This window comes from Halomonas stenophila (genome assembly GCF_014192275.1).
GTDB classification, from domain to species: Bacteria; Pseudomonadota; Gammaproteobacteria; order Pseudomonadales; family Halomonadaceae; genus Halomonas; species Halomonas stenophila.
Window position 1 is genome coordinate 13,865 of record NZ_JACHXR010000011.1, and the last position, 22,811, is coordinate 36,675.

16 protein-coding genes and 1 pseudogene are annotated in these 22,811 nt (G+C 67.6%); 6 read left to right on the top strand and 11 right to left on the bottom strand.

Annotated elements, in window-relative coordinates:
* The first annotated feature begins 62 nt into the window (after positions 1-62).
* The 5 genes from FHR97_RS15670 to FHR97_RS15690 all read left to right on the top strand — a co-directional run bounded on the left by FHR97_RS15670 (position 63) and on the right by FHR97_RS15690 (position 7,030).
* Complete coding sequence (locus FHR97_RS15670) at positions 63-2,657, top strand: TRAP transporter permease (protein WP_183384737.1); 2,595 nt, start codon at positions 63-65, stop codon at positions 2,655-2,657.
* A 14-nt stretch (positions 2,658-2,671) separates the two neighbouring features.
* Entirely contained in the window at positions 2,672-3,100 is a 429-nt protein-coding gene (locus FHR97_RS15675; RefSeq protein WP_183384738.1) for a universal stress protein, read from the top strand.
* Between the two features lie 231 nt (positions 3,101-3,331).
* Positions 3,332-4,147 (top strand): DUF2189 domain-containing protein, encoded by an 816-nt coding sequence (locus FHR97_RS15680; protein ID WP_183384739.1) that lies wholly within the window; start codon positions 3,332-3,334, stop codon positions 4,145-4,147.
* Between the two features lie 135 nt (positions 4,148-4,282).
* Positions 4,283-4,810, top strand: coding sequence for a putative pterin-binding protein (locus FHR97_RS15685; RefSeq protein WP_183384740.1), 528 nt, complete (start codon positions 4,283-4,285; stop codon positions 4,808-4,810).
* Positions 4,811-4,843: 33 nt separating this feature from the next.
* Positions 4,844-7,030, top strand: a complete 2,187-nt coding sequence (locus FHR97_RS15690; protein ID WP_183384741.1) for an ATP-binding protein — start codon at positions 4,844-4,846, stop codon at positions 7,028-7,030.
* A gap of 93 nt (positions 7,031-7,123) precedes the next feature.
* Here the strand turns inward: FHR97_RS15690 and FHR97_RS15695 are convergent, their stop codons facing one another.
* From FHR97_RS15695 to FHR97_RS15745, 11 genes and pseudogenes are all read right to left on the bottom strand, one after another.
* Entirely contained in the window at positions 7,124-8,176 is a 1,053-nt protein-coding gene (locus FHR97_RS15695; RefSeq protein WP_183384742.1) for a substrate-binding domain-containing protein, read from the bottom strand.
* A gap of 109 nt (positions 8,177-8,285) precedes the next feature.
* Positions 8,286-8,492: pseudogene (locus FHR97_RS15700) on the bottom strand (alpha-amylase family glycosyl hydrolase); the annotation flags it as partial.
* Positions 8,493-8,565: 73 nt separating this feature from the next.
* A complete protein-coding gene (locus tag FHR97_RS15705) occupies positions 8,566-9,900 on the bottom strand; it encodes an ABC transporter substrate-binding protein (protein ID WP_425486097.1) in 1,335 nt (444 codons plus the stop codon).
* Between the two features lie 86 nt (positions 9,901-9,986).
* On the bottom strand, positions 9,987-11,633 hold the full coding sequence (locus FHR97_RS15710; RefSeq protein ID WP_183384743.1) for an alpha-amylase family glycosyl hydrolase: 1,647 nt from the start codon (positions 11,631-11,633) through the stop codon (positions 9,987-9,989).
* A 72-nt stretch (positions 11,634-11,705) separates the two neighbouring features.
* A complete protein-coding gene (locus tag FHR97_RS15715) occupies positions 11,706-12,992 on the bottom strand; it encodes an ABC transporter substrate-binding protein (protein ID WP_183384744.1) in 1,287 nt (428 codons plus the stop codon).
* Between the two features lie 76 nt (positions 12,993-13,068).
* Positions 13,069-14,739, bottom strand: coding sequence for an alpha-amylase family glycosyl hydrolase (locus FHR97_RS15720; RefSeq protein ID WP_183384745.1), 1,671 nt, complete (start codon positions 14,737-14,739; stop codon positions 13,069-13,071).
* Between the two features lie 72 nt (positions 14,740-14,811).
* Positions 14,812-15,918: an ABC transporter ATP-binding protein gene (locus FHR97_RS15725; protein ID WP_183384746.1), complete on the bottom strand. Its 1,107-nt coding sequence runs from the start codon at positions 15,916-15,918 to the stop codon at positions 14,812-14,814.
* A 49-nt stretch (positions 15,919-15,967) separates the two neighbouring features.
* The gene (locus FHR97_RS15730; RefSeq protein WP_183384747.1) at positions 15,968-17,590 is read right to left on the bottom strand and encodes an alpha-glucosidase family protein; all 1,623 of its coding nucleotides are present in this window, start codon (positions 17,588-17,590) and stop codon (positions 15,968-15,970) included.
* Between the two features lie 26 nt (positions 17,591-17,616).
* The gene (locus tag FHR97_RS15735; protein ID WP_183384748.1) at positions 17,617-18,459 is read right to left on the bottom strand and encodes a carbohydrate ABC transporter permease; all 843 of its coding nucleotides are present in this window, start codon (positions 18,457-18,459) and stop codon (positions 17,617-17,619) included.
* Complete coding sequence (locus tag FHR97_RS15740) at positions 18,456-19,442, bottom strand: carbohydrate ABC transporter permease (RefSeq protein ID WP_183384749.1); 987 nt, start codon at positions 19,440-19,442, stop codon at positions 18,456-18,458. Before FHR97_RS15740 ends, FHR97_RS15735 begins: the two co-directional genes overlap by 4 nt.
* Positions 19,443-19,456: 14 nt before the next feature.
* On the bottom strand, positions 19,457-20,740 hold the full coding sequence (locus FHR97_RS15745) for an ABC transporter substrate-binding protein (RefSeq protein ID WP_183384750.1): 1,284 nt from the start codon (positions 20,738-20,740) through the stop codon (positions 19,457-19,459).
* Positions 20,741-21,203: 463 nt separating this feature from the next.
* On the opposite strand from FHR97_RS15745, the gene FHR97_RS15750 reads away from it, so the two are divergent.
* Positions 21,204-22,718, top strand: coding sequence for a carbohydrate porin (locus FHR97_RS15750; protein WP_183384751.1), 1,515 nt, complete (start codon positions 21,204-21,206; stop codon positions 22,716-22,718).
* The last annotated feature ends 93 nt before the right edge of the window (positions 22,719-22,811 follow it).

Below are 22,811 nucleotides of genomic sequence, written 5' to 3' on the forward strand. Positions count from 1 at the left end.
TGCGCTGCCGACAGCACCGCAGGCGCAACCTTGTGGCAACCGACGCAGAGCAGGGCATGCTTATGACTGAGGACAACAACAGGGCTCCGGGATCCGAAGTCGACCTGGAGGACATGGTCGCCTCCAGCGACACCGGGGCCCGCAAGCCGGCCGGAACGCCGGGCAAGCTGCTGGTCAGCATCGCCGCGGTGTGGTCGCTCTTCCAGCTATGGATCGCCTCGCCGATCCCCTTCGTGCTGGGGTTCGGTGTCTTCAACGCCACCGAGGCGCGCTCCATCCACCTGGCCTTTGCGCTGTTCCTGGCCTACATGGCCTATCCGGCGCTCAAGCGCTCCCCGCGCGACCGCATCCCCCTCCAGGATTGGGTGCTGGCCGCAGTGGCGGCCTTCTGCGGCGCCTACATGTTCCTGTTCTACGAGCAGCTCGCCCAGCGTCCCGGCGCCCCGATCACCCAGGACGTGATCGTCGGCGTGGTCGGCATCCTGCTGCTGCTCGAGGCCACGCGGCGTGCCCTGGGGCCGCCGCTGATGATCGTGGCGACGGTCTTCCTGGTCTACAGCCTGGCGGGCCCTTACATGCCCGGCATCCTGTCGCATGGGGGCGTCAGCCTCTACGGGCTGATCAACCACCAGTGGCTGACCACCCAGGGGGTGTTCGGCATCGCGCTGGGCGTGTCGACCAGCTTCGTGTTCCTGTTCGTGCTGTTCGGCGCCCTGCTCGACAAGGCCGGCGCCGGCAACTACTTCATCAAGGTCGCCTTCTCGCTGCTCGGCCACTACCGCGGCGGGCCGGCCAAGGCGGCCGTGGTGGCCTCCGGCATGACCGGGCTGATCTCCGGCTCCTCCATCGCCAACGTGGTGACCACCGGGACCTTCACCGTGCCGATGATGAAACGGGTCGGCTTCCCGGCCGAGAAGGCCGGGGCCGTGGAGGTGGCGTCCTCGGTCAATGGCCAGATCATGCCGCCGGTGATGGGGGCCGCGGCCTTCCTGATGGTCGAGTACGTGGGCATCTCCTATGTGGAGGTCATCAAGCATGCCTTCCTGCCGGCGCTGATTTCCTACATCGCGCTGGTCTACATCGTCCACCTCGAGGCGCTCAAGGCGAACCTGCAGGGCCTGGAGAGCAGCAACCCGCCCAAGCCCCTGGTGCGCAAGGTGATCGGCTTCCTCGCCGGCCTGCTGCTGATGATGATCACGGCCCTGGTGGTCTACTACGGACTGGGCTGGCTCAAGCCGCTGCTGGGCGGTGCCACGCCCTGGGTGGTGGCGGTGGTCCTGGCCGCGGTCTACGTGGGGCTGCTCAAGGTGGCCGCCGGCTATCCGGAACTCGAGCTCGACGACCCCAACGAGCCGGTCTACAAGCTGCCCCAGACCAAGCCCACGGTGATGGTCGGCTTGCAGTACATCCTGCCCGTCATCGTGCTGATCTGGTGCCTGATGGTGGAGCGCCTCTCGCCGGGGCTGTCGGCCTTCTGGGCCACCGTCTTCATGATCTTCATCATGGTCACCCAGCGGCCGATCACCGCGCTCTTCCGCCACCGCAGCAGTCTCGGCGGGGACATCCGCGAGGGCCTGCTCGATCTCTGGGAGGGCCTGGTCGGCGGTGCGCGCAACATGATCGGCATCGGCATCGCCACGGCCACCGCCGGCATCATCGTGGGGGCGGTCTCCCAGACCGGCGTGGGGCTGGTGCTCGCCGACGTGGTGGAGATCCTCTCGATGGGCAACCTGATGCTGATCCTGCTGTTCACCGCGGTGCTCAGCCTGATCCTCGGCATGGGCCTGCCCACCACGGCCAACTACATCGTGGTGTCGGCGCTGCTGGCGCCGGTGATCGTCCAGCTCGGCGAGCAGAACGGCCTGCTGGTGCCGCTGATCGCGGTCCACCTGTTCGTCTTCTACTTCGGCATCATGGCCGACGTGACGCCGCCGGTGGGCCTGGCGTCCTTCGCCGCCGCCGCGGTCTCCGGCGGCGACCCCATCCGCACCGGCTTCCAGGCGTTCTACTACAGCCTGCGCACCGCGGCGCTGCCCTTCCTGTTCATCTTCAATACCGACCTGCTGCTGATCGACGTGTCCTTCCTGCAGGGGATCCTGATCTTCGTGGTGGCCACGGTGGCGATGCTGATCTTCGCCGCCGCGACCCAGGGCTTCATGGTCACGCGCAGTCGCTGGTACGAGTCGATCCTGCTGCTGCTGGTGGCCTTCACCCTGTTCCGGCCCGGGTTCTGGATGGACATGATCCACGATCCCTACCAGGACATCCCGCCCGCGCAGTTCGTCGAGGCCCTGGGCCAGGCCGACCCCGACTCCACCCTGCGGGTGCAGATCAGCGGGCTGGATGCCTATGGGGATCCCATGACGACCTACATGACCCTGCCGGTGCCGGAGGGGGCGGACGGCCAGGAGCGCCTCGGTAACCTGGGCCTCGAGCTGCTCATCGAGGACGACCGGGCCGTGGTCGACATGGTCGCCTATGGTAGCCAGGCGGCGAACATGGGCTTCGACTTCGATCAGGCGATCGTCCGGGTCCAGGCCCCGGTGGATCGCTGGACCAAGGAGCTGATGTGGATTCCCGCCTTCCTGGTGTTCGGCCTGGTGGTGCTGCTGCAGCGCCGGCGTCGGGAGCGCAGCGCTGAGCCGGTTTCGGCCTGAAGGAGGTAATGCTCATGTACAGCAAGATACTGCTACCGGTGGATCTCAACGAGGAGGCCTCCTGGAGCAAGGCCCTGCCCACGGCGCTGACGCTGTGCCGTAGCTTCGGTGCCTCGCTGCATGTGGTGACGGTGCTGCCCGACTACCAGATGCCGCTGGTGGGGGCCTACTTCCCCGAGGATTTCGCCACCAAGGCCCATGAGGCGATGACGAAGGCCCAGCACGAGTTCATCCAGAAGAACGTGCCGGAAGACATCACCGTCCAGAGCGTGCTCGTCGACGGTTCGCCCTGGGAGGCGATCATCAAGGCGGCCAGGAAGCTCGAGGTCGACCTGATCGTCATGGCGTCCCACAACAAGCGCAAGTTCGCCGACTACGTGCTGGGCCCCAATGCCGAGCACGTGGTGCATCACAGCAAGATATCGGTGATGATCGTGCGCTGAGCGACCCGCGGCCCCGGCCGACGCGAACGCCCCCGCCCCGTCGGGGGCGTTCGCGTTTCGACCCGCGCAGCGTTGAGGGAACGGCGGTGTCGGCATCGGCGGGATGGCAGGGTGTCGTCTACATTGATCAGATATCAAGGGGGTAAGCGCGTATGGGGCCTGATGGCCGAATACGGCCTCTGACTGACCCGGCAGCACCGGGGCTCCATCGACGGCAACAGGGGTGACTCCATGAGTGCAGCAGCCACGAAAAGCCGTGCCAAGGCGCCAGCCAACGTCAAGATCACCATCCGCCCCGTCGGCATGGACAAGCCTCGAGCCTGGCTGGCGGCCGGCTTCGAGGACTTCCGGCGTGCCACGGCGGTGAGCCTGGCCTATGGCATGTTCTGGGTCGGGCTGAGCATCGCCATCACGGCCGGGGCCTTCACCCTGGGCCTATGGCACTGGCTGCTGCCGCTGATCGCCGGCTTCATGTTCATCGGCCCCCTGGTGGCGGTGGGCTCCTATGGCATCAGCCGGGCCCTGGAGGCCGGACGCGACCCCACCCTGGGCGATGCCTTCGGTGGCTGGAGGGGACATGCCGGCCAACTGGCGATGATGGGCGTGATGATGATGATCTTCTTCCTCGCCTGGATCCGCCTGGCGACACTGCTGTTCGCCCTGTTCTTCGGGCTCGGTGCGCCCGATCCCGAGTCTCTCTACCTGACGCTGCTGACCACGCCCCAGGGACTGGGCATGCTGCTGGTGGGCACGGCCATCGGGGCGGTGCTGGCCTTCGGCGCCTTCACCATCAGCGTGGTGGCGATTCCGACCCTGATGGATCAGGACCTGACCTTCATGGAGGGGATCGAGGCGAGTATCCGGTCGGTGGCCAGGAACTTCCGTCCCATGTTGCTGTGGGCCGCCATCCTCACGGGCTGCGTGCTGGTCGGGGTGGCGACCTTCTATATCGGCCTGGCCCTGATCCTGCCGGTCCTCGGCCATGCCAGCTGGCATGCCTATGAGGACCTGGTACGCATCGAGCCGCTCGAGGAGCCCTCCAGCTGAGCCGAGCGATGCCGGTGGCGAGGTGGCGGGGGCGTGCTGCGTCCCCGTTTCGTTTTCAAGCCAGACCGACCTGACCTCGTGACACGAATCGCGTACCCTTAGGCGCCGACACGACCGGCAATCGGGAGTCCTGCCATGCGTCCCCGCATCTTTCTCAACCTCATCGGCGGGCTGCTGCTGACCTGCCTGGCGATGCCGTCTGCTCAGGCGGCCGAAGAAGCCGCTGCACTGCCGGTGCCCGACGGCCCGATCATGCTGACCGTGGGGGGGGATATCACCCGTACCAATGTCGGTGACGAGGCCCGCTTCGATCGGGCCATGCTCGAGGCGCTGCCCGCCCGCACCATCGTCACCAGTACGCCCTGGCACCCCGAGAGCAACCGCTTCGCAGGGCCGCTGGCCGAGGCGATTCTCCAGGCGGTGGGGGCCGAGGGGCGTCGTGTGCGAGTGAGCGCCCTGAACGGCTTCGAGGCGATGATCCCGGTCAGCGACTTCGAGCGCTACGACGTCATCCTGGCCATGCAGCGCAACGGCACGCCCATGCCCATCCGGGACTTCGGCCCGCTGTTCGTGCTGTACCCTTTCGACGCCCACCCCGAATTGGTGACGGAAGCCATTCGCTTCCGCTCGGTCTGGCAGGTCAACCGTATCGAGGTCTACTGACGCCGGCACGGCCGATCATCAAGGAGGAGTTCGGTGCCGCGATACCCCTTGCGCCTGAAGTTCGGTGCCATCGCCGCCCTGCTGTTGTTCGCCGGCGCCCTGCTGGTGGTGGGGCTGGTGGCCTGGCGGCAGGACAGCCTGATCTGGCGTGTCGGGGAGGACACCGTCTGGCACGCCTACAAGCTCGATCGGGACACCGTGGAGCTGCGCAGCTTCCTGGCCTTGAGCGAGGATGGCCAGGCGACGCTGGAGGAGGCCCGCCTGCGCTTCGAGTTGCTCTACAGCCGGCTGTCGCTGCTGCGCGGCGGCGAGGTCGCCGAGCTGGTCGGGGCGATTCCCCGTACCGCCGATCTGATCGACCAGATCGAGACCCATCTCCAGGCGCTGGATGCCAGGATCAAGCGCCTCGACCGCCTGGATGCCGGGGCACGGCGGGCCCTGATCGAGCGACTGGGCCGGCTCAGCACTCCCTCCGAGCGGCTCATCATCAGCGTCAACGGGCACATGGCCGAGGCCTCGACCCGCGAGCGCGAGCGCCTGCAGTGGCTCTATGGACTGCTGCTGGTGCTGATCCTGGCCATGAGCGTGGCGGCGATGATGGTGGTGACCTTCCTGTTCCGGGAGGCACGGGACAACGCCGCCGCGAGGCGCACCCTGGAGACGCTCAGCGGGGAGCTCGAGGTCGCGGCGCGCCGCGCCGAGTCGGCAAGCCAGGCCAAGTCGGAGTTCCTGGCCACCGTCAGCCACGAGATCCGCACGCCGCTCAACGGCGTGATCGGCATGAGCGACCTGCTGGTGGATCAGTCCCTGCCGGATCGGGCCCGCCACTACGCCGATACCATTCACGAGAGTGCCCAGCGCCTGCTCGAACTGATCAACGACATCCTGGATTTCTCCAAGATCGAGGCCGGCCGCCTCGACCTGGAACACCGGCCGCTGTCGCTCCGCGAGCTGGTGAACGGTGCGGTCTCGCTGTTCACGCCCCATGCCGAGGCCCGTGGCCTGTCGCTGACGGCGCAGCTGTCCCCGTCACTGCCCGAGCGCGTGGTCAGCGATCCCGGCCGCCTGCGCCAGGTGCTGCTCAACCTGCTGTCCAATGCCATCAAGTTCACCGACCATGGCGCGGTGCGCGTCGAGGTCGATCGGGCGGGGCAGGAGGCGCTGTGCATCGCGGTCGTCGATACGGGCTGCGGCATTCCGGCCGAGCAGCAGGCGCTGCTCTTCGAGCCCTTCCATCAGGGCGACCCCTCGACGGCGCGGCGCGTCGGCGGCACCGGCCTGGGGCTGGCCATCAGCAAGCGGCTGGTGGAGGCGCTGGGGGGACGAATCGGCATCGAGAGCCGGCCGGGAGTGGGCAGCCGTTGCTGGTTCCGTCTCCCCCTGGTCGAGGCCGCGCCGGCGTCGGCAGTGGCTCTCTGGGCGCATGGCGATGCCCCCGCCCAGCCGCTGACCGAGGCCAGCTTGCTGGTGGTCGAGGACAATCCGGTGAACCAACAGGTGGCGCAGGCCATGCTCGCCAAGCTGGGGTGCCGCGTCAGCCTGGTGAGCTCCGGGACCGAGGCACTGGACGCGGCCAGCCGGGAGTTTTTCGACCTGATCTTCATGGATGTACAGATGCCCGACATGGATGGCCTCGAAGTGACGCGTCGGCTGCGTGGCCGGGGGGGCTGGCTGGCCGAGGTGCCGGTGGTCGCCATGACCGCAGGCGGTCCGGGAGGCGACCAGGCACGCTGCCTGGCCTCGGGCATGAACGGTTACCTGGTCAAGCCGCTGATGCAGGATGCCCTGCTGAACGTGTTGCAGCGCCACCTTCGACAGCGTCAGCCGAGTCGGGCCCGGACTGCCCTGGCACGGCGCGGGGCCATGGTCGGGCCCGACCAGTTGCTGGACCCCGAGGTCATGGCGGCCCTTCACGAGAGCCTGGGGCGTGCCGGGGTCGATGCCCTGGTGCAACGCTACCGCGATCAGGCGGAGGAGCACCTGGCGGCGCTGGAGGCCGCCGTGGCCGAGGGCGACACGACGGGGAGTGAGCGCCTGGCCCATCAACTCAAGGGGGAGTCCGCCAGCCTCGGTGCCGTCAAGGTCGCCGGGCTGGCGACGCGGCTCGAGCAGGCGGCCCATGCCGGACGGCTGGGCGGGGCCGAGGAGACCCTGGCGGCCCTGAGGACAACGCTGCAGACCACCCTGGCAGCTCTCGCGCAGGCCCCCCTCACTCCCTGATCCTCGGTGCCGTCCGCCGGTCCTGTGGCCGGTTCCTGTCATCGGCTGGCAATGCCGCTCGTGAGCATCGTCAGTCCAGGCCGGACGGCGGCGTCAGGGGCAGGAGTCGCCGATCATCAGGGCGGTGTGCAGCAGCCTGGGTTCGGCGGGCTCCAGCCCGAGGATCATGCGCGCGGCGATGCGGCCCTTCTCGACGCTGTCCTGGCGCACGGTGGTCAGCCGTGGCGCCCGGTACTGGCCCTCGGCGATGCCGTCGAAGCCGGTGATACGCAGGTCCTCGGGCACGCGGATACCGCGCTGTTCGGCCAGGGTCAGGGCGGTCAGGGCGATGCGGTCGGACATGCACAGCAGCAGGTCGGGGCGCTCCTCGTCGGGCAGGTCGAGAATCTCGGCGATCACCGGGGCGCAGACCTCGAAGGTATTCTCCTCGATGTTCCAGATGGGGACGGCGGAGGGCGTGAAACCCCGCTCCTCGAGGGCCCGATGGAAGCCGGCCAGCCGCGAGCGGGTGATGGTCTGCTCGGGGGGAAGCTGGGTATGTGCCTGGGTGACGCGGCCGTTGCAGGGCTCGGCGGTGAGCCGCAGGCTGACGATCGCCGGCCGGCGCGGCGGCGTGCGCAGGGCATGCCGGGCGATCATGTGGCTGGCCGGTTCGTTGTCGATATGTACCGCCGGGTAGCCCTCGGGGCTGAAGTCGACGGCCACCAGCGGGCGCTGGGCGGGCAGGTCGGCCGAAACCATCAGGGTCGGCGGCAGCAGGCCGTAGGCGATGAAGCCGTCGGCGATGCTGGCCGAGCCGGGCGCCTGGGAGGCATGCTGTCGTCCCGACAGCAGCAGCAGGGTATGGCCATGGGCATCGAGGACCTCGGCGATGCCGGAGAGCAGCTCGCTGGCCACGGCGTCGTTGAGGCTGTAGGTCAGGCTCTCGGCGAGCACCACGGCGATGATCCGCGAGCGTCCGGTGCGCAGGCTGCGCGCCTTGGCATCGGGGCCCCGGTAGCCCAGGCGCTTGGCCTCGCCGAGGATGCGCTCGCGCAGGGCCGGCGAGAGCTGGTCGGGGCGGTTGAAGGCGTTGGAGACACTGGCGGTGGAGACGCCCAACTCGGCGGCCAGCTCCTTCAGGGTGATGCGGCGTGGCGAAGACACGTGGCGACTCGGATCCTGGATGAGAGAACGACTCTGTATCGATTTAGTTAGCCTTCTATCATAGCCGCGAATGGCAGGGCTGCCTAGCCGGCTCGGGCAAGGACGCGACGTCCTTCAGCGGCGAAGTGCAGATCGGTGACGGCCAGACGGCATCGACACCCAGGCTCGCCACATGCTCGAGCCGTGAGGTGATGCCGGGCAGGTCACCGATGCCGTCACCGTTGGCGTCCATGAAGCGGCGCGGGTAGATCTGATAGAGGGTGGCGCCACGCCACCAGTCGTGGCGGGTGTCTTGGCGCGACTGGGAAAGCGTCATCCTGGGGTTCCTTATCGGTTGGCGCGTAGCAGGGCCCGGCCGGAGGCGATCCGGCCGGGCGGCAGACATGGCCTTACCAGCCGCGCCTGCCCAGGCGCTCGAGTTCGCGGCCCAGCTGCCGGACCGCGCCGGCGCCGTCGAGGTCGCCGGAGAGCACCTGGTGGGTGCGGTTGAAGAAGGCGTTGGAGACCCGCGCATAGGCATCGCCGGTCACCGCGGAGGGGCGCGGCACCCCGCCCGCCAGGGATTCATAGAGATCGCCCATGGCGGGGTTGCTGGCCAGCACCTCCTCGTCCTGATAGAGCGATTCGATGGTCGGGTTGCGGCCCATCTTGACGGCGTGGGCCTTCTGTTGCGGCGCGGCGGTGATGTAGGCGGCCAGGTCGGCGGCCAGCGCCGGGTGCTCGGAGTAGCGCGACACGGCGACGTTCCAGCCGCCCAGGGTGGCCACGCTCTGGTTTTCGCCGCCCGGAGCCGCGGCACTGGCGCCTTCCGGACCGTGGGGCAGCGGCGCCATGCCGATCTTGCCGGCCACCTCGCTGCCCTCGCCGTTGGCCAGCGACCACACATAGGGCCAGTTGCGCAGGAACAGCGCGTTGCCGGACTGGAAGATGCCGCGGGTCTCCTCCTCGGTGTGGTTCAGCGCCCCTTCCGGGGCGATGGTACCGATCCAGGAGGCGGCCAGGTCCAGCGCGGCGGCGGCGCGGGGATTGTCGATGGTCACCTCGCCCTCGGCGTCGACGAGGGTACCGCCGCCGTGGCTCGCCACCCACTCCAGGGCGTTGCAGGTCAGGCCCTCGTAGGCGCGGCCCTGGAAGCTGAAGCCCCAGAAGTCATCGTTGCCGGCCTCGCGCTCGGCGGCCTGGATCGCCGCGGCGGTGTCGGTCAGCTGCTGCCAGGTCTCGGGGACCTCATGGCCGTATTTCTCCAGCAGGTCCTTGCGGTAGTAGAGCACGCCGGCATCGGTGTACCAGGGCATGGCCACCAGGCGACCGTCGACGGTGTTGTTGTCGACCAGCGCCGGGAAGAAGCCCTCGGTGGCGTCATCCGGCAGGTACTCGGAGAGGTCCACGAGGTGGTCGTCGAGCAGCCCCGGCCAGACGATGTCGATCAGCAGCACGTCGATGTCGCCGGACTGACTGCCCAGCAGCTGCTGGTAGAGCGACAGCTTCTCGGTGGCGTCGTTGGGCGTGGAGATGACGTTGACTGTATTGCCGGTCTTCTCGGCCCACTGCTCGGCGAGCGCCGGGCAGTAGTCGGAGGAATCGCCGGCGCCGCAGGCGATGGCGATTTCCTCCGCCAGCACCTGGGGTGTGGCCAGGGCGGCGCCGCCGAGCAGCAGTGCGCCGGCGCCCCCCTTCAGCAGGTGCATGGCGGGACGACGCGTGGGATGGGCGATGCGAGGCATTCCGGGGGGCTCCAGGCTTGTGGTTGTCGTTGGGGATGAAGAGGACGCGCGTGGTCGGGGCACGGCGTCCTCCATGGGGGGAGACGTCAGCGCAGCTCCAGCCAGGCGGCACTGCCCGGCGTCAGCGTCAGGGCGCGGCCCGCCATCTCGGGGGCCGGCATGCCCGGCAGCGCGAGGCTGTGCCAACCGGCAATGCCGTCCACCAGCGCATCGGGGGCGATCGTCGCCGGCGCCTCGCCGCGGCCCAGGTGGGCCAGGCATAGCAGGCGCCGCTCGCCGTGGCTGCGAATCACGCCGAAGATGTCCTCGGGCAGCGCCTCGGGGGTGATCAATTGCTGGTCGCCCTGGCGCAGCACCTCGCTCGCCCCGCGCAGCTTCAGCAACTGGCGTACCCGATTCAGCAGGCTGTCGGGGTCGGCCTCCTGGCGTGTCACCGCCAGCGGCCGATGCCGCGCGTCGACCGGCAGCCAGGGCGCGATGCCCTCGGCACAGAAGCCGCCGTTGGCGGTCTCGTCCCAGACCATCGGCGTGCGGCAGCCGTCGCGGCCCTTGACCTCCGGCCACAGGTTGATGCCGAAGGGATCCTGCAGGTCTTCATAGGCCAGCTCGGCCTCGGGCAGGCCCAGCTCCTCGCCCTGGTAGAGGCATAGGCTGCCGCGCAGCGAGCAGAGCACGGTCAGCGCCAGCAGGGCACGCGCCTCGCCCCAGCTGGTGGCACTGCGCACCACGTCGTGATTGGACAGCGCCCAGCACGGCCAGGTGTCCTCACCCAGTTCGCTAGAGCGCGCCAGCACGCCGTAGAGCTCGGCGGCGTCGCCGGTCGAGTCCAGCAGGTCGAAGGTGTAGGCCATGTGCAGGCGCTTGTCGCCCTGGGTGTAGGCGGCCATGATCGGCAGCTGGTCGTTGCCGGCGATCTCGCCCACGGTGGTCGACCCCGGGTACTCGTCGAGCAGGGCGCGGATGCGCTCGAGGTAGGGCAGGTTCTCGGGCTGCTCGATGTTGTGGCGCTGGAACTGGTAGCTCTGGGGGTTGCCGGGGTGGACCCGTTCGCGGGGCATCGGCGGGTTGTCGGTAAGGGCCGGGTCGTGGAAGTAGTAGTTGACCACGTCGAAGCGGAAGCCGTCGACGCCGAGCTCCAGCCAGAAGCGCAGGTTGTCGAGATGCGCCTGCTGGACGTCGGGGTGGTGGAAGTTGAGGTCCGGCTGGCTGGGCAGGAAGTTGTGCAGGTAATACTGGCGGCGCCGGGCGTCGAAGGTCCAGGCGCGGCCGCTGAAGGCCGCCATCCAGTTGTTGGGTGGCGTGCCGTCGGGCCTGGGGTCGGCCCAGACGTACCAGTCGGCCTTGAGGTTGGTGCGGTCCTGGCGGCTCTCCTGGAACCAGGCATGCTGGTCGGAGCTGTGCGACAGCACCTGGTCGATGATCACGCGCAGCCCGAGCTCATGGGCGCGGTCGACCAGCGTGCGGAAGTCGTCGAGGTTGCCGAACATGGGGTCGACGTCGCAATAGTCGGCGACGTCGTAGCCGAAGTCGTCCATCGGCGAGGTGAAGAAGGGCGACAGCCAGATGGCATCGACATTGAGGCTCGCTACATGCTCGAGACGCGCCGTTATCCCGGCGAGATCTCCAATCCCATCCTGATTGGAGTCCATGAAGCTGCGCGGGTAGATCTGGTAGATCGTGGCGCCCCGCCACCAGTCATGCCGGGCGTCCTGGCGCAATTGGGAAAGCGTCATCCTGGGGTTCCTGTCGGTGGGTGCGAGGGAGGGCCCGGCCGGAACCGCTCCGACCGGGCGACACACATGGCCTTACCAGCCGCGGCGGCCGAGGCGCTCGAGTTCGCGCCCCAGCTGCCGGACGGCGCTGGCGCCGTCGAGATCGCCGGAGAGCACCTGGTGGGTACGGTTGAAGAAGGCGTTGGAGACTCGCGCGTAGGCATCGCCGGTCACCGTGGCGGGACGCGGCACGCCATTGGTCAGGGTCTCGTAGAGCTCGCTCATGGAAGGGTTGCTGGCCAGTACCTCCTCATCCTGGTAGAGCGCCTCGATGGTGGGGTTCATGCCATTCTGGATGGCATGGGCCTTCTGCTGCTCCCGGGAGGTGATGAAGGCGACCAGGTCGGCGGCCAGCTCGGGATGCTCGGAGTAGCGCGACACGGCGAAGTTCCAGCCGCCCAGGGTGGCCTTGGCCTCGCCTTCGGGGCCGTGGGGCAGCGGCGCCATTCCGACCTTGCCGGCCACCTCGCTGCCCTCGCCGTTGGCCAGCGACCATACGTAGGGCCAGTTGCGCAGGAACAGGGCATTGCCGGACTGGAAGATCCCGCGGGTCTCCTCCTCGGTGTGGTTCAGCGCGCCTTCCGGGGCGATGGTGCCGACCCAGGAGGCGGCCAGGTCGAGCGCGGCGGCGGCGCGGGGATTGTCGATGGTCACCTCGCCCTGCTCGTCGACGAGGGTGCCGCCGCCGTGGCTCGCCACCCACTCCAGGGCGTTGCAGGTCAGGCCCTCGTAGGCGCGGCCCTGGAAGCTGAAGCCCCAGAAGTCGTCGTTGCCGGCCTCGCGCTCGGCGGCCTGGATGTCCGTGGCGATGTCGGTCAACTGCTGCCAGGTCTCGGGGACCTCATGGCCGTATTTTTCCAGCAGGTCCTTGCGGTAGTAGAGCAGGCCGGCATCGGTGAACCAGGGCATGGCCACCAGGCGGCCGTCGACGGTGTTGTTGTCGACCAGCGCCGGGAAGAAGCCCTCGGTGGCGTCCTCCGGCAGGTACTCGGAGAGGTCCACCAGGTGGTCGTCGAGCATGCCCGGCCAGATGATATCGACCATCAGCACGTCGATGTCGCTGGACTGGCTGCCCAGCAGCTGCTGGTAGAGCGACAGCTTCTCGGTGGAGCTGTTGGGGGTGGAGACGACCTGCACGGTATGGCCGGTCTCCTCGGCCCACTCCTGGGCGGCGATTGGGCAGTAGTCGGAGGCGTCGCCGGCGCCGCAGGCGATGGCGATCTCCGCCGCCAGGGTGTTCTGGGCGGACAGTGCCGAGCCACCGAGGACCAGGGCGCCGATCAGGGCGCGGCGTTGTTGCTTGGCGTTGTCGAGGATCATGGAGTGGACTCCTGGTGTTGTCGTTGTGGAGTGCGGGCGGAGTGATCTCCGCATGTCGTGCCTGCCCGGGGCGGGCTCAGGGATGCCAGCTCGCTTGCCCCAAGGGGGCGTCCGGATAGCGGGCGATGGCGATGCCATAGGCCGGAAGTCGCAGCGTGCCGTCCTGCCAGCGGCCGTTGACCATGGCCGGCGCGTCGTCGAGTGCTCGGGCGTCCCGGGGGGCGCCCAGCTCGCGGGGCCCACCGGCGAAGTTCAGCGCCACCAGCAGGCGTTCACCCCGATGGCGGCGTTCGAGACACATGACGTCGTCGCGCAACGGGTGATAGCGGATCTCGCCCTTGACCAGCGCTGGATGCCGACGGCGGAAGGCCAGGAAGGCGCGATAGGCGTTGAGCAGCGAGTCGGGGTCGGCCTCCTGCCGGTCCACGGCCAGGCCCAGGTGGTCGTCGGGCACCGGCAGCCAGGGCGCTGTCCGGGAGAAGCCGCCGTGGCGGGCGTCGGCCTGCCAGGGCATGGGGGTGCGGCAGCCGTCGCGCCCCTTGTAGCTCGGCCAGAAGGTGATGCCGGCGGGGTCGACCAGCTGCTCGAAGCTCAGTTCTGCCTCGGTCAGGCCCAGTTCCTCGCCCTGGTAGAGGCAGACGCTGCCGCGCTGGGTGAGCAGGAAGGCCAGGTAGAGACGCAGCCTGGCGGCATCGTCCTCGGCGCCCCAGCGGGTGGCCAGCCGGGTGATGTCGTGGTTGCCCAGCGCCCAGCACGGCCAGCCGTCACCGATGCGCGCCTCCATTTCTTCCAGCGGTTCGAGCAGATGCCGAGGATCGGCGTTGTCGGTCAAGAGGTTGAAGGAGTAGGCCATGTGCAGGCGCTTGCCGCCCCGGGTGTACTCGGCCATCACCCCCAGGGAATCGTCGTCGCCGACCTCGCCGACGCTGGTGGTGCCGGGATACTCGTCGAGCAGCGCACGCAGCCGCTCGAGGAAGGCCAGGTTCTCCGGCTGGGTCTTGTCGTACAGGTGCAATTGGTAGCCGTAGGGGTTGTCCGGGCGCACGCCGATGAAGCCTTCCACGATCTCTTCCCTGGGCGGGTTGTCCTTGAGCTCGCCGTGGGTGCAGAAGTTCACCGCATCCAGGCGGAAGCCGTCGACGCCGCGCTCCAGCCAGAAGCGCACCTCGCCGAGGATGGCCTCGACCACCTCGGGGTTGCGGAAGTTGAGGTCCGGCTGCTCGACCAGGAAGTTGTGCAGGTAGTACTGGCAGCGGCGGGTGTCCCACTGCCAGGCGGATCCGCCGAAGATCGCCTGCCAGTTGGTGGGCGGGGCGCCGTCGGGCCGGGGGTCGGCCCACACGTACCAGTCGGCCCTGGGGTTGTCGCGGCTCTGTCGGCTCTCCTGGAACCAGGCATGCTGGTCGGAGGTGTGGGAGAGCACCTGGTCGATGGTGACCTTGAGCCCCCGGGCGTGGGCGGCCTCCACCAGGCGGTCGAAGTCCGCCAGGGTGCCGAACATCGGATCGACGCCACGGTAGTCACTGACGTCGTAGCCGAAGTCCTTCATCGGCGAGGTGAAGAAGGGCGACAGCCAGATGGCATCGACATTCAACGAGGCGATGTAGTCGAGCTTGTCGATCACGCCCTGCAGGTCGCCGACGCCGTCGCCATTGGTGTCCAGGAAGCTGCGCGGGTAGACCTGGTAGATCACCGCGCCACGCCACCAGTCTTGTTGCTCGTCGTGTGGGGGTCGAGAGAACGACATCTATCGGGTCTCCTGGCGACGGAAGCCGCGGCTTCCGTCGGCAAGTGCGGGTAGGAGTGGGTAGGGTGGGGCTCAGGCCGCCTGGCGCCGCTTGGCGAGGCCCAGGGCCCGATCCTCGACGTCGAACAGGTGCACGTGCTCGAGGTCGGGGACCAGCGCCACCCGCTGGCCGATGTCCCAGCGGCTCGGCGCCTCGCTGCGATGGATCAACAGGGTGTCGCCGGCCTTGGGCTCGAGATAGACGTAGACCTCGTTGCCCAGGTACTCGACGTTGACGATCTCGAAGGCGTTCTCGCCCTGGGCCTCGGCCAGGCGCAGGTGCTCGGGGCGCACGCCCAGGGTCAGGTCGGCGCCGCGGGTTTCGCCGCTGGCATCCTGGGGCAGCGCCAGCTCGCCGAGCCCCGGCGCCTTGACCCGGCACCCCTCGCCATCGCTGTTCACCAGCTCGGCCGGCATGAAGTTCATGGTCGGTGAGCCGATGAAGCCGGCGACAAATCGGGTGGCCGGTTGCTGGTAGAGGGTCTGGGGGCTGCCGACCTGTTCGATGCGACCGTCGCGCAGCACCACGATCTTGTCGGCCAGCGTCATGGCCTCGACCTGGTCGTGGGTGACATAGATCATGGTCGAGCCCAGGCGGTGGTGCAGGCGGGCGATCTCGTTGCGCATCTGCACGCGCAGCGAGGCATCCAGGTTGGAGAGCGGCTCGTCGAACAGCAGGATGCGCGGCTCGCGGGCCATGGCGCGGCCCATGGCCACCCGCTGGCGCTGGCCGCCGGAGAGCTCCTTGGGCTTGCGGTGCAGCAGCTCCTCGAGCTGCAGGATGCGCGCGGTGGCCATTACCCGGTCGTCGACGGTCTCGTTGGCCATCTTGGCCAGCTTGAGACCGAAGGCCATGTTCTCGTAGACCGACATGTGCGGGTAGAGGGCGTAGGACTGAAACACCATCCCGACGCCACGCTCGCGGGGCGGGAGGTCGTTGACCACGCCGTCGGCGATCTTGAGATCACCGTCGGTGATCGACTCCAGGCCGGCGATCAGCCGCAGCAGGGTGGACTTGCCGCAGCCCGAGGGCCCGACGAAGACCACGAACTCGCCATCGGCGACCTTGAGGTCGACGTCCTTGATGATATGGGTGTGGCCGAAGACCTTGTTGAGTTTTTCCAGGGTCACGCTTGCCATCTTGCGACTCCTCGCCGGCCACCGGGACCGGCATTGTTGTGATTCGGTGTTAGCGATCGAGCTTGAGGTAGGCGGCCTGGTAGGCCGGCAGGGTCAGGGTGTCTCCGTCGAGCACCGCTGCGAAGCCGTGGCCCTGGAGCGGGGTGCCGGACCGTGGCAGCGTCGTGCTCCGGGTCTCGGCGCCGAGGTTGAACACGCAGAGGAGCCGTTCCTCGTCCTTCTCGCGGATAAAGCCGAGCAGGTCCTCGCCGACGTCGACCAGCGACAGATCGCCGTCGACCAGCGCCGGGTGCTCCCGGCGGAAGGCCAGCAGGCGGCGGGTGGCGTTGAGCACCGAGTGGCGGCCGTCCTGCTGGCGGTCGACCGCCAGCGGCTGGTGGCGGTCGTCGACCGGCAGCCAGGGCTCGACGTCCGCGGCGGTGAAGCCGGCCTGGGGCGCATCGCTCCAGGGCATCGGCGTGCGGCAGCCGTCGCGGCCCTTGAACTCCGGCCACAGCACCTTGCCGTAGGGGTCCTGGAGGCGCGCGAAGGGCACCTCGGCCTCCGGCAGGCCCAGCTCCTCCCCCTGGTACAGGCAGACGCTGCCACGCAGCGACAACAGCATCGCCAGCGCCACCTTGGGGTAGGCCACGGGGTCCTCGCCCGCACCCCAGCGGGTGGCGCTTCTCACCACGTCGTGGTTGGACAGCGCCCAGCACGGCCAGGCATCGCCGGCCAGGCGCTGGAAGCGCTCGATCACCTGGCGGATGTAGGCCGGGGAGTGCGGCTCGTTGAGCAGGTCGAAGCCATAGGCCATGTGCAGCTTGTCGCCACCGGCGGTGTATTCGGCCATGCGCTCGAGCGGGTTATCGTCGCCGATCTCGCCCACCGTGGTGGTGCCGGGGAACTCGTCCATCAGGGCCCGCAGGTCCTTGAGGAAGTCGAGGTTCTCCGGGCGGCTCAGGTCATGGACGTGGCGCTGCCAGGTATAGGGGTTGGCGTCCGGCGCCCCCAGGGTCTTGGCCTCACCCGCCGGCACCGGCGGGTTGTCGCGCAGCTCGGCGTCGTGGAAGTAGAAGTTGACGGTGTCCAGGCGGAAGCCGTCGACGCCGAGTTCCAGCCAGAAGCGCAGGTTGTCCAGCTGGGCCTGGCGCACCGCCGGATGGTGGAAGTTGAGGTCCGGCTGGCTGGTCAGGAAGTTGTGCAGGTAGTACTGGCGGCGCCGGGAGTCGAAGGTCCAGGCCGCGCCGCCGAAGATCGACAGCCAGTTGTTGGGCGGGGTGCCGTCGGGTCGGGGGTCGGCCCACACGTACCAGTCGGCCTTGGCGTTGGTGCGGTCGGCGCGGCTCTCCTGGAACCAGGGATGCTGATCCGAGGAATGGCTGATCACCTGGTCGATCATCACCTTCAGGCCCAGCGCGTGGGCCCGGGCGAGCAGGGCCTTGAAGTCGTCCAGGGTGCCGAACATCGGGTCGACGTCGCGGTAGTCGCTGACGTCGTAGCCGAAGTCGCGCATCGGCGAGGTGAAGAAGGGCGACAGCCAGATGCCGTCGACGCCCAGGCTCGCCACGTAATCGAGCTTCTCGGTAATCCCCGCCAGATCGCCAACCCCATCATGATTCGCGTCCATGAAGCTGCGCGGATAGATCTGGTAGATGACGCCACCGCGCCACCAGGTCAGGTTGTCTTGCATGGTCTTGTCCATCGATGACATGAGGCTTATCCCTTGACGGCGCCGGCGGTGAGGCCGGAGACGATGCGCTTCTGGAAGATCATCACCAGCATGACCAGGGGCACGGTGACGGTGACCGAGGCGGCCATGATCGGGCCCCAGGGCAGCTCGTGCTGGCTGCCGCCAGAGATCAGGGCGATCGCCACCGGCACGGTGCGCTGGTCGTCGGTGAGGGTGAAGGTCAGGGCGAACAGGAACTCGTTCCAGGCGGCGATGAAGGCCAGCAGCCCGGTGGTCGCCATGGCCGGCCACATCAGCGGCAGGAACACCTTGGTGATGGTCACCCAGGGGGTGGCGCCGTCCATGATCGCGGCTTCTTCCAGTTCCATGGGCAGCTGGCGCATGAAGGTGGTCAGCACCCAGACGGTGAAGGGCAGGGTGAAGATGGTGTAGCTGAGTATCAGGCCGCCCGGGTTGTTGTAGAGGTTCAGCGAGCGGATGACCTCGAACAGCCCGGAGAGCACCGCCACCTGGGGGAACATCGACACGCCGAGGATGACCAGCATCACCGTGGTGCGGCCGCGGAAGCGTACCCGGCCCAGGGCGTAGGAGGCGGTGATGCCCAGCAGCAGGGCGATGAGCACCACCGACAGCGAGATGATGATGGAGTTGAAGATGGCCCGCACGAAGCTCTTCTGGGTGAAGATCTGCACGTAGTTGCCGAAGTCCAGCGACGACAGCCAGAAATCGACCCGGAACAGCTCGCTCGACGGCTTCAGCGAGGTGATCACGGCATAGTAGAAGGGGAAGATGGCGTAGACCATCACCACGGCGATCAGGGCATAGAGCCCGACCCGCTTGGCGAGCTTGATCAGCTGATACTGGTTCATTGGTCGACTCCCAGTTGACGGCGGCCCAGGTAGAGATAGATGACGACGGCCAGGGCGATGATCAGGAACAGCAGGGTCGAGGCGGCGCTGCCATAGCCCACGTCCTGGAACTCCACCAGCTGCTGGCGGGCGTAGATCGACATGGTCATGGTGCTGGTGGAGTTGGAGGTCAGCACGTAGATCACGTCGAACACGCGCAGGGCGTCGAGCATGCGGAAGATCACCGCCACCAGCAGCGCCGGGGTGATCAGCGGCAGGGTGACCCGGAAGAACACCTTGACCGGGTGGATGCCGTCGACCTCGGCGGCCTCGTAGCAGTCCCTGGGCAGCATCTGCAGGGCGGCCAGCACCAGCAGGGCGACGAAGGGAATGGTCTTCCACACATCGACCATGATCACCGCCCACATGGACAGGTCGGCATCGGCGGTCCAGGCCAGGGGCGCATCGATCAGGCCCAGGGCCATCAGCATGTGGTTGATGATCCCGAACTGGTCGTTGAGCATCCAGGCCCACATCTTGGCCGAGACGATGGTGGGGATGGCCCAGGGAATCAGCACTGCGGCGCGCACCAGCATGCGGCCCTTGAACTCGGCGTTGAGCAGCAGGGCGACGATGATGCCGAAGACCACCTCGAGCGATACCGACACCACGCTGAAGTAGACGGTGTTCCATACCGAATTCCACCACACCGGATCGGTGAGCAGGCCGTACCAGGCGCCGTCGTCGTAGACCAGGTAGTTCTCGAAGCCGATGAAGGCCGCGCCGGTGGTATCCGACAGCAAGGCATCGGTGAGGCTCAGATAGAAGGTGCGCAGCAGCGGCCAGCCGGCCACCAGGACCAGCGCGACCAGCATCGGCGCGAGAAAGGTCCAGGCGGCGCGGACCCGCTGGCGGCGGACCTTGGTGCCACGATAGCCCGCCTTGGGCGAGGGCACGGCAGAATGCACCGCCTGGGGGGTGGGATCGGTTGCGGGAGTTGACATGGGTGCCTCCTGGGTTACCAACGACGACGCTTGATGCGGGACAGCTCGCTGTCCAGCCGGGACACGGCCTCGGCACCGCTCTGGTTGCCGGACATCACGTCGTGCACGGCGTTGAAGAAGCCGTTGCTGACCCGGCCGTAGTGGTCGCCGGTGACGGCGGAGGGGCGGGCCACGGCATTAGTGAAGGTGTCATAGAGGGTGCCGAAGAAGGGCACCGCCTCGAGGACTTCTTCATCCTGGTAGAGCGAGGTGAGGGTGGGGTTGTAGGCGCCCTCGATGGCACGGCGCTTCTGCTCGGCCTCGGAGGTCAGGAAGGCCACCAGGTCGGCGGCGGCTTCACGGTTCTCGGTATACTTGGAGACCGCCAGGTTCCAGCCGCCCAGCGTCGCCGCACTGTCGCCGTCGGGCCCGTGGGGCAGCTTGACCACGCCGACCTTGCCGGCCACGTCGCTGTCCTCGCTCTGGGCCAGCGACCAGGCATAGGGCCAGTTGCGCATGAACACCGCATTGCCGGACTGGAAGATGCCGCGCGCCTCCTCCTCGGTGTAGTTGAGCACGCCGGCAGGCGAGATCTCGCCGGGCCAGCTGGCGGCCAGGTCGAGCGCCGCGGCGGCCTGGGGGTTGTCGATGGTGATCTCGCCCTCGGCATCGACGAGGGTGCCGCCGCCGTGGCTCGCCACCCATTCCAGGGCGTTGCAGGTCAGGCCCTCGTAGGCGCGCCCCTGGAACACGTAGCCCCACATCTTGTCGTTGCCGGCCTCGCGCTCGGCGGCCTGGATCTCCGTGGCGATGTCGGTGAGCTCGGCCCAGGTCTCGGGGGCCTCGAAACCGTGCTTCTCGAGCAGGTCCTTGCGGTAGTAGAGCACGCCGGCGTCGGTGAACCAGGGCATCGCTACCAGGCGATCGTCGACGGTGTTGTTGGCGACGATGGTCTCGAAATGGCCTTTGGCGGCGTCTTCACCGAGCGTCTCGTTGAGATCGAGCAGGTGGTTGGCCAGCAGCCCCGGCCACACCACGTCGATCTGCATCACGTCGATGTCGCTGGACTGGGCGGAGAGGATCTGCTGGTAGAGCGACAGGCGCTCGGTGGAAGAGTTGGGGGTGGAGACGATATCCACCTGGTGGCCGGTCTTCTCCTCCCACGCCGCGACGCCCTGCTGGCACAGCGTCAGCTCGGCGCCCACCGCGCCGCAGGAGATGGTCAGCTCGGCGGCCAGGGCCGGGCCGGCGGCGCTCGCGGCTCCGGCCAGGGTGAGCGCAGAGGTGATCAGGGTCTTCTGAAATGTCTTCTTGTGCATGGGTTTCCTCGTCGCTTGTTGTTGTCCGGGACCGGGTGTGATTCGTCGACACCCTTACCGTCGCTCATGGCGGGTGGGCCTTAAGACCTCTTAAACGATTAAGATGAGCTTGCCGCTCAGTTAAGCGGTGGTGGCGACGGACTGCAACCTAGACTTTCGTCACAGACATCGTGGGGGGCATTGAGCGTGTGAATCACTAGCAGGCCATTTAATTAGGTAATGTTACTAATATCAGAGAGGTTCCTGACTCCTCGTTAGACATAGGTCGTAATATTACAATTTTTTTTTGTCCCCTGAGGCTTAATCGATTAAGTTTCGAGGCGTGTTTCATGCCCCCGTGCCTCGGTCGACCGCTCCCGCGGCAAGGGCCCCGCAGGCAGGACGGCGAGACGCCTCATCCCTGGCGCATGGACACGATGTTCGACATGACCTCCCGCGACAACAACAAAGGGCGATACTCACCATGACCTTCCCCGCTTCCTGCAAGATCAAGTCACCGCTCGCCATCGCCATCGCCGCCGCCGGTCTGGGGGCCAGCGGCCTTGCCAGTGCCCAGGGCCAGGGTGACCTCGAGGCGCGCCTCGCCGAGCTGGAGCAGCGCATCGTCGCCGCCGAGCGGCGCGCCGACGCCGCCGAGCAGCGCGCTGAACTGGCCGAACGGCAGGCCGAGGATCGCCTGTCGGAAGACGAGATCGAGGCTCGTCTGGCCAGGGTCGAGGAGAAGGCCGACAGCGACGAAGGCTTCACCTTCGGTGCCTATGCGCGCTCGGGGTTGCTGATCGGCGAGGACGGCAAGAGCACCGAGGGCGGTCCCTATATCACCCCCGCCGGAGGCCTCGGCGGTGCCGTGGGTCGCCTGGGTAATGAGCCGGATACCTATGCCGAGGCCAAGCTGAACTACCGGCAGCGCTTCGATAATGGCGCCGTCGCCGATTACCGCTTGATGTTCGCCGACGGCGTGCGGACCAGCAACGACTGGACCGCCGAGGAGTCGAATCTCAACGTGCGCAATGTCTATGTCGAGTTGAGCGAGCTGCCGAGCTTCACCGGGGCCTTCGAGGATGCCTCGATCTGGGCCGGCAAGCGCTTCGATCGCGACAACTTCGATATCCACTGGCTGGATACCGACTTCGTGTTCCTGGCCGGCACCGGCGGCGGGCTCTACGATGTCCAGCTCGCCGACAGCTGGAAGGCCAATTTCTCGGTCTATGGACGTAGCTTCACTGACTTTCCCGTCATCGAGGAAGCCGATCCGAACGAGAACGACACCGATAGCTTCATCTACACGGTCAACAATTATTTCGGCAACTGGCAATGGATGGTCAACGGCTTGACCGCCGCCGACAACGATATGCGCTTGCTCGAGAGCGGTGACTCGGCCGCCGACGACGGCTTCCATACCATGGTGGCCTACCATGGCGACAGCTTCTTCGGCTTGAGCGACGGTAACTTCAAGGCGGCGGTGATGCATGGCCAGGGGCTGGGCGCCGAGGTCAAGGGACTGGGCTCCAATGGCGACCTGACCGAGGAAGCCGCCTCCACCCGAGTGGCGCTCTACGGGACCACCTACCTGGCGCCCAAGTGGCGCATCGCGCCGGCGTTGATGGCCGAGACCAGCGAGGATCGTTTCGCCGAGGGCGATGAGTACCGCTGGGCCACGGTCAACGCGCGTCTGGCCAACGAGCTCACCGACAACTTCGAGATGCAGTATGAGGCCAGCTACCAGTACCTCGATTTCGATCCCGCCGGGTTCAAGGGACGCAATGCTGCCGAGGGGGGATACACCAGGTTCACCATCGCGCCGACCTTCAAGCCCGATGTGGGCGGCTTCTGGCAGCGCCCGGAGATTCGCGTCTTCGCCAGCTTCAGCGACTGGGACGAGGAGCTCAACGAGTTCAGCGATGACGATGCCTTCGGCAGTGAAGGCTTCGCCGGCAGCCAGTGGGCCTTCGGCGTACAGAGCGAGATCTGGTTCTGACGCCCCGGCCCTGATGGCCTGCTGACCCTTGCTGTTCCGATCCTTGCCCGTGGCTCAGATGCCACGGGCTTTTTGTTGGTGCCCCGTCTCCCT

Coding starts and splice junctions, on each gene's coding strand:
- FHR97_RS15685 (WP_183384740.1), top strand. CDS start 4,283: ATGCGTCCCCGCATCTTTCTCAACCTCATCGGCGGGCTGCTGCTGACC.
- FHR97_RS15715 (WP_183384744.1), bottom strand. CDS start 12,992: ATGATCCTCGACAACGCCAAGCAACAACGCCGCGCCCTGATCGGCGCC.
- FHR97_RS15750 (WP_183384751.1), top strand. CDS start 21,204: ATGACCTTCCCCGCTTCCTGCAAGATCAAGTCACCGCTCGCCATCGCC.
- FHR97_RS15675 (WP_183384738.1), top strand. CDS start 2,672: ATGTACAGCAAGATACTGCTACCGGTGGATCTCAACGAGGAGGCCTCC.
- FHR97_RS15745 (WP_183384750.1), bottom strand. CDS start 20,740: ATGCACAAGAAGACATTTCAGAAGACCCTGATCACCTCTGCGCTCACC.
- FHR97_RS15670 (WP_183384737.1), top strand. CDS start 63: ATGACTGAGGACAACAACAGGGCTCCGGGATCCGAAGTCGACCTGGAG.
- FHR97_RS15730 (WP_183384747.1), bottom strand. CDS start 17,590: ATGCAAGACAACCTGACCTGGTGGCGCGGTGGCGTCATCTACCAGATC.
- FHR97_RS15720 (WP_183384745.1), bottom strand. CDS start 14,739: ATGTCGTTCTCTCGACCCCCACACGACGAGCAACAAGACTGGTGGCGT.
- FHR97_RS15735 (WP_183384748.1), bottom strand. CDS start 18,459: ATGAACCAGTATCAGCTGATCAAGCTCGCCAAGCGGGTCGGGCTCTAT.
- FHR97_RS15710 (WP_183384743.1), bottom strand. CDS start 11,633: ATGACGCTTTCCCAATTGCGCCAGGACGCCCGGCATGACTGGTGGCGG.
- FHR97_RS15705 (WP_425486097.1), bottom strand. CDS start 9,900: ATGCCTCGCATCGCCCATCCCACGCGTCGTCCCGCCATGCACCTGCTG.
- FHR97_RS15680 (WP_183384739.1), top strand. CDS start 3,332: ATGAGTGCAGCAGCCACGAAAAGCCGTGCCAAGGCGCCAGCCAACGTC.
- FHR97_RS15725 (WP_183384746.1), bottom strand. CDS start 15,918: ATGGCAAGCGTGACCCTGGAAAAACTCAACAAGGTCTTCGGCCACACC.
- FHR97_RS15740 (WP_183384749.1), bottom strand. CDS start 19,442: ATGTCAACTCCCGCAACCGATCCCACCCCCCAGGCGGTGCATTCTGCC.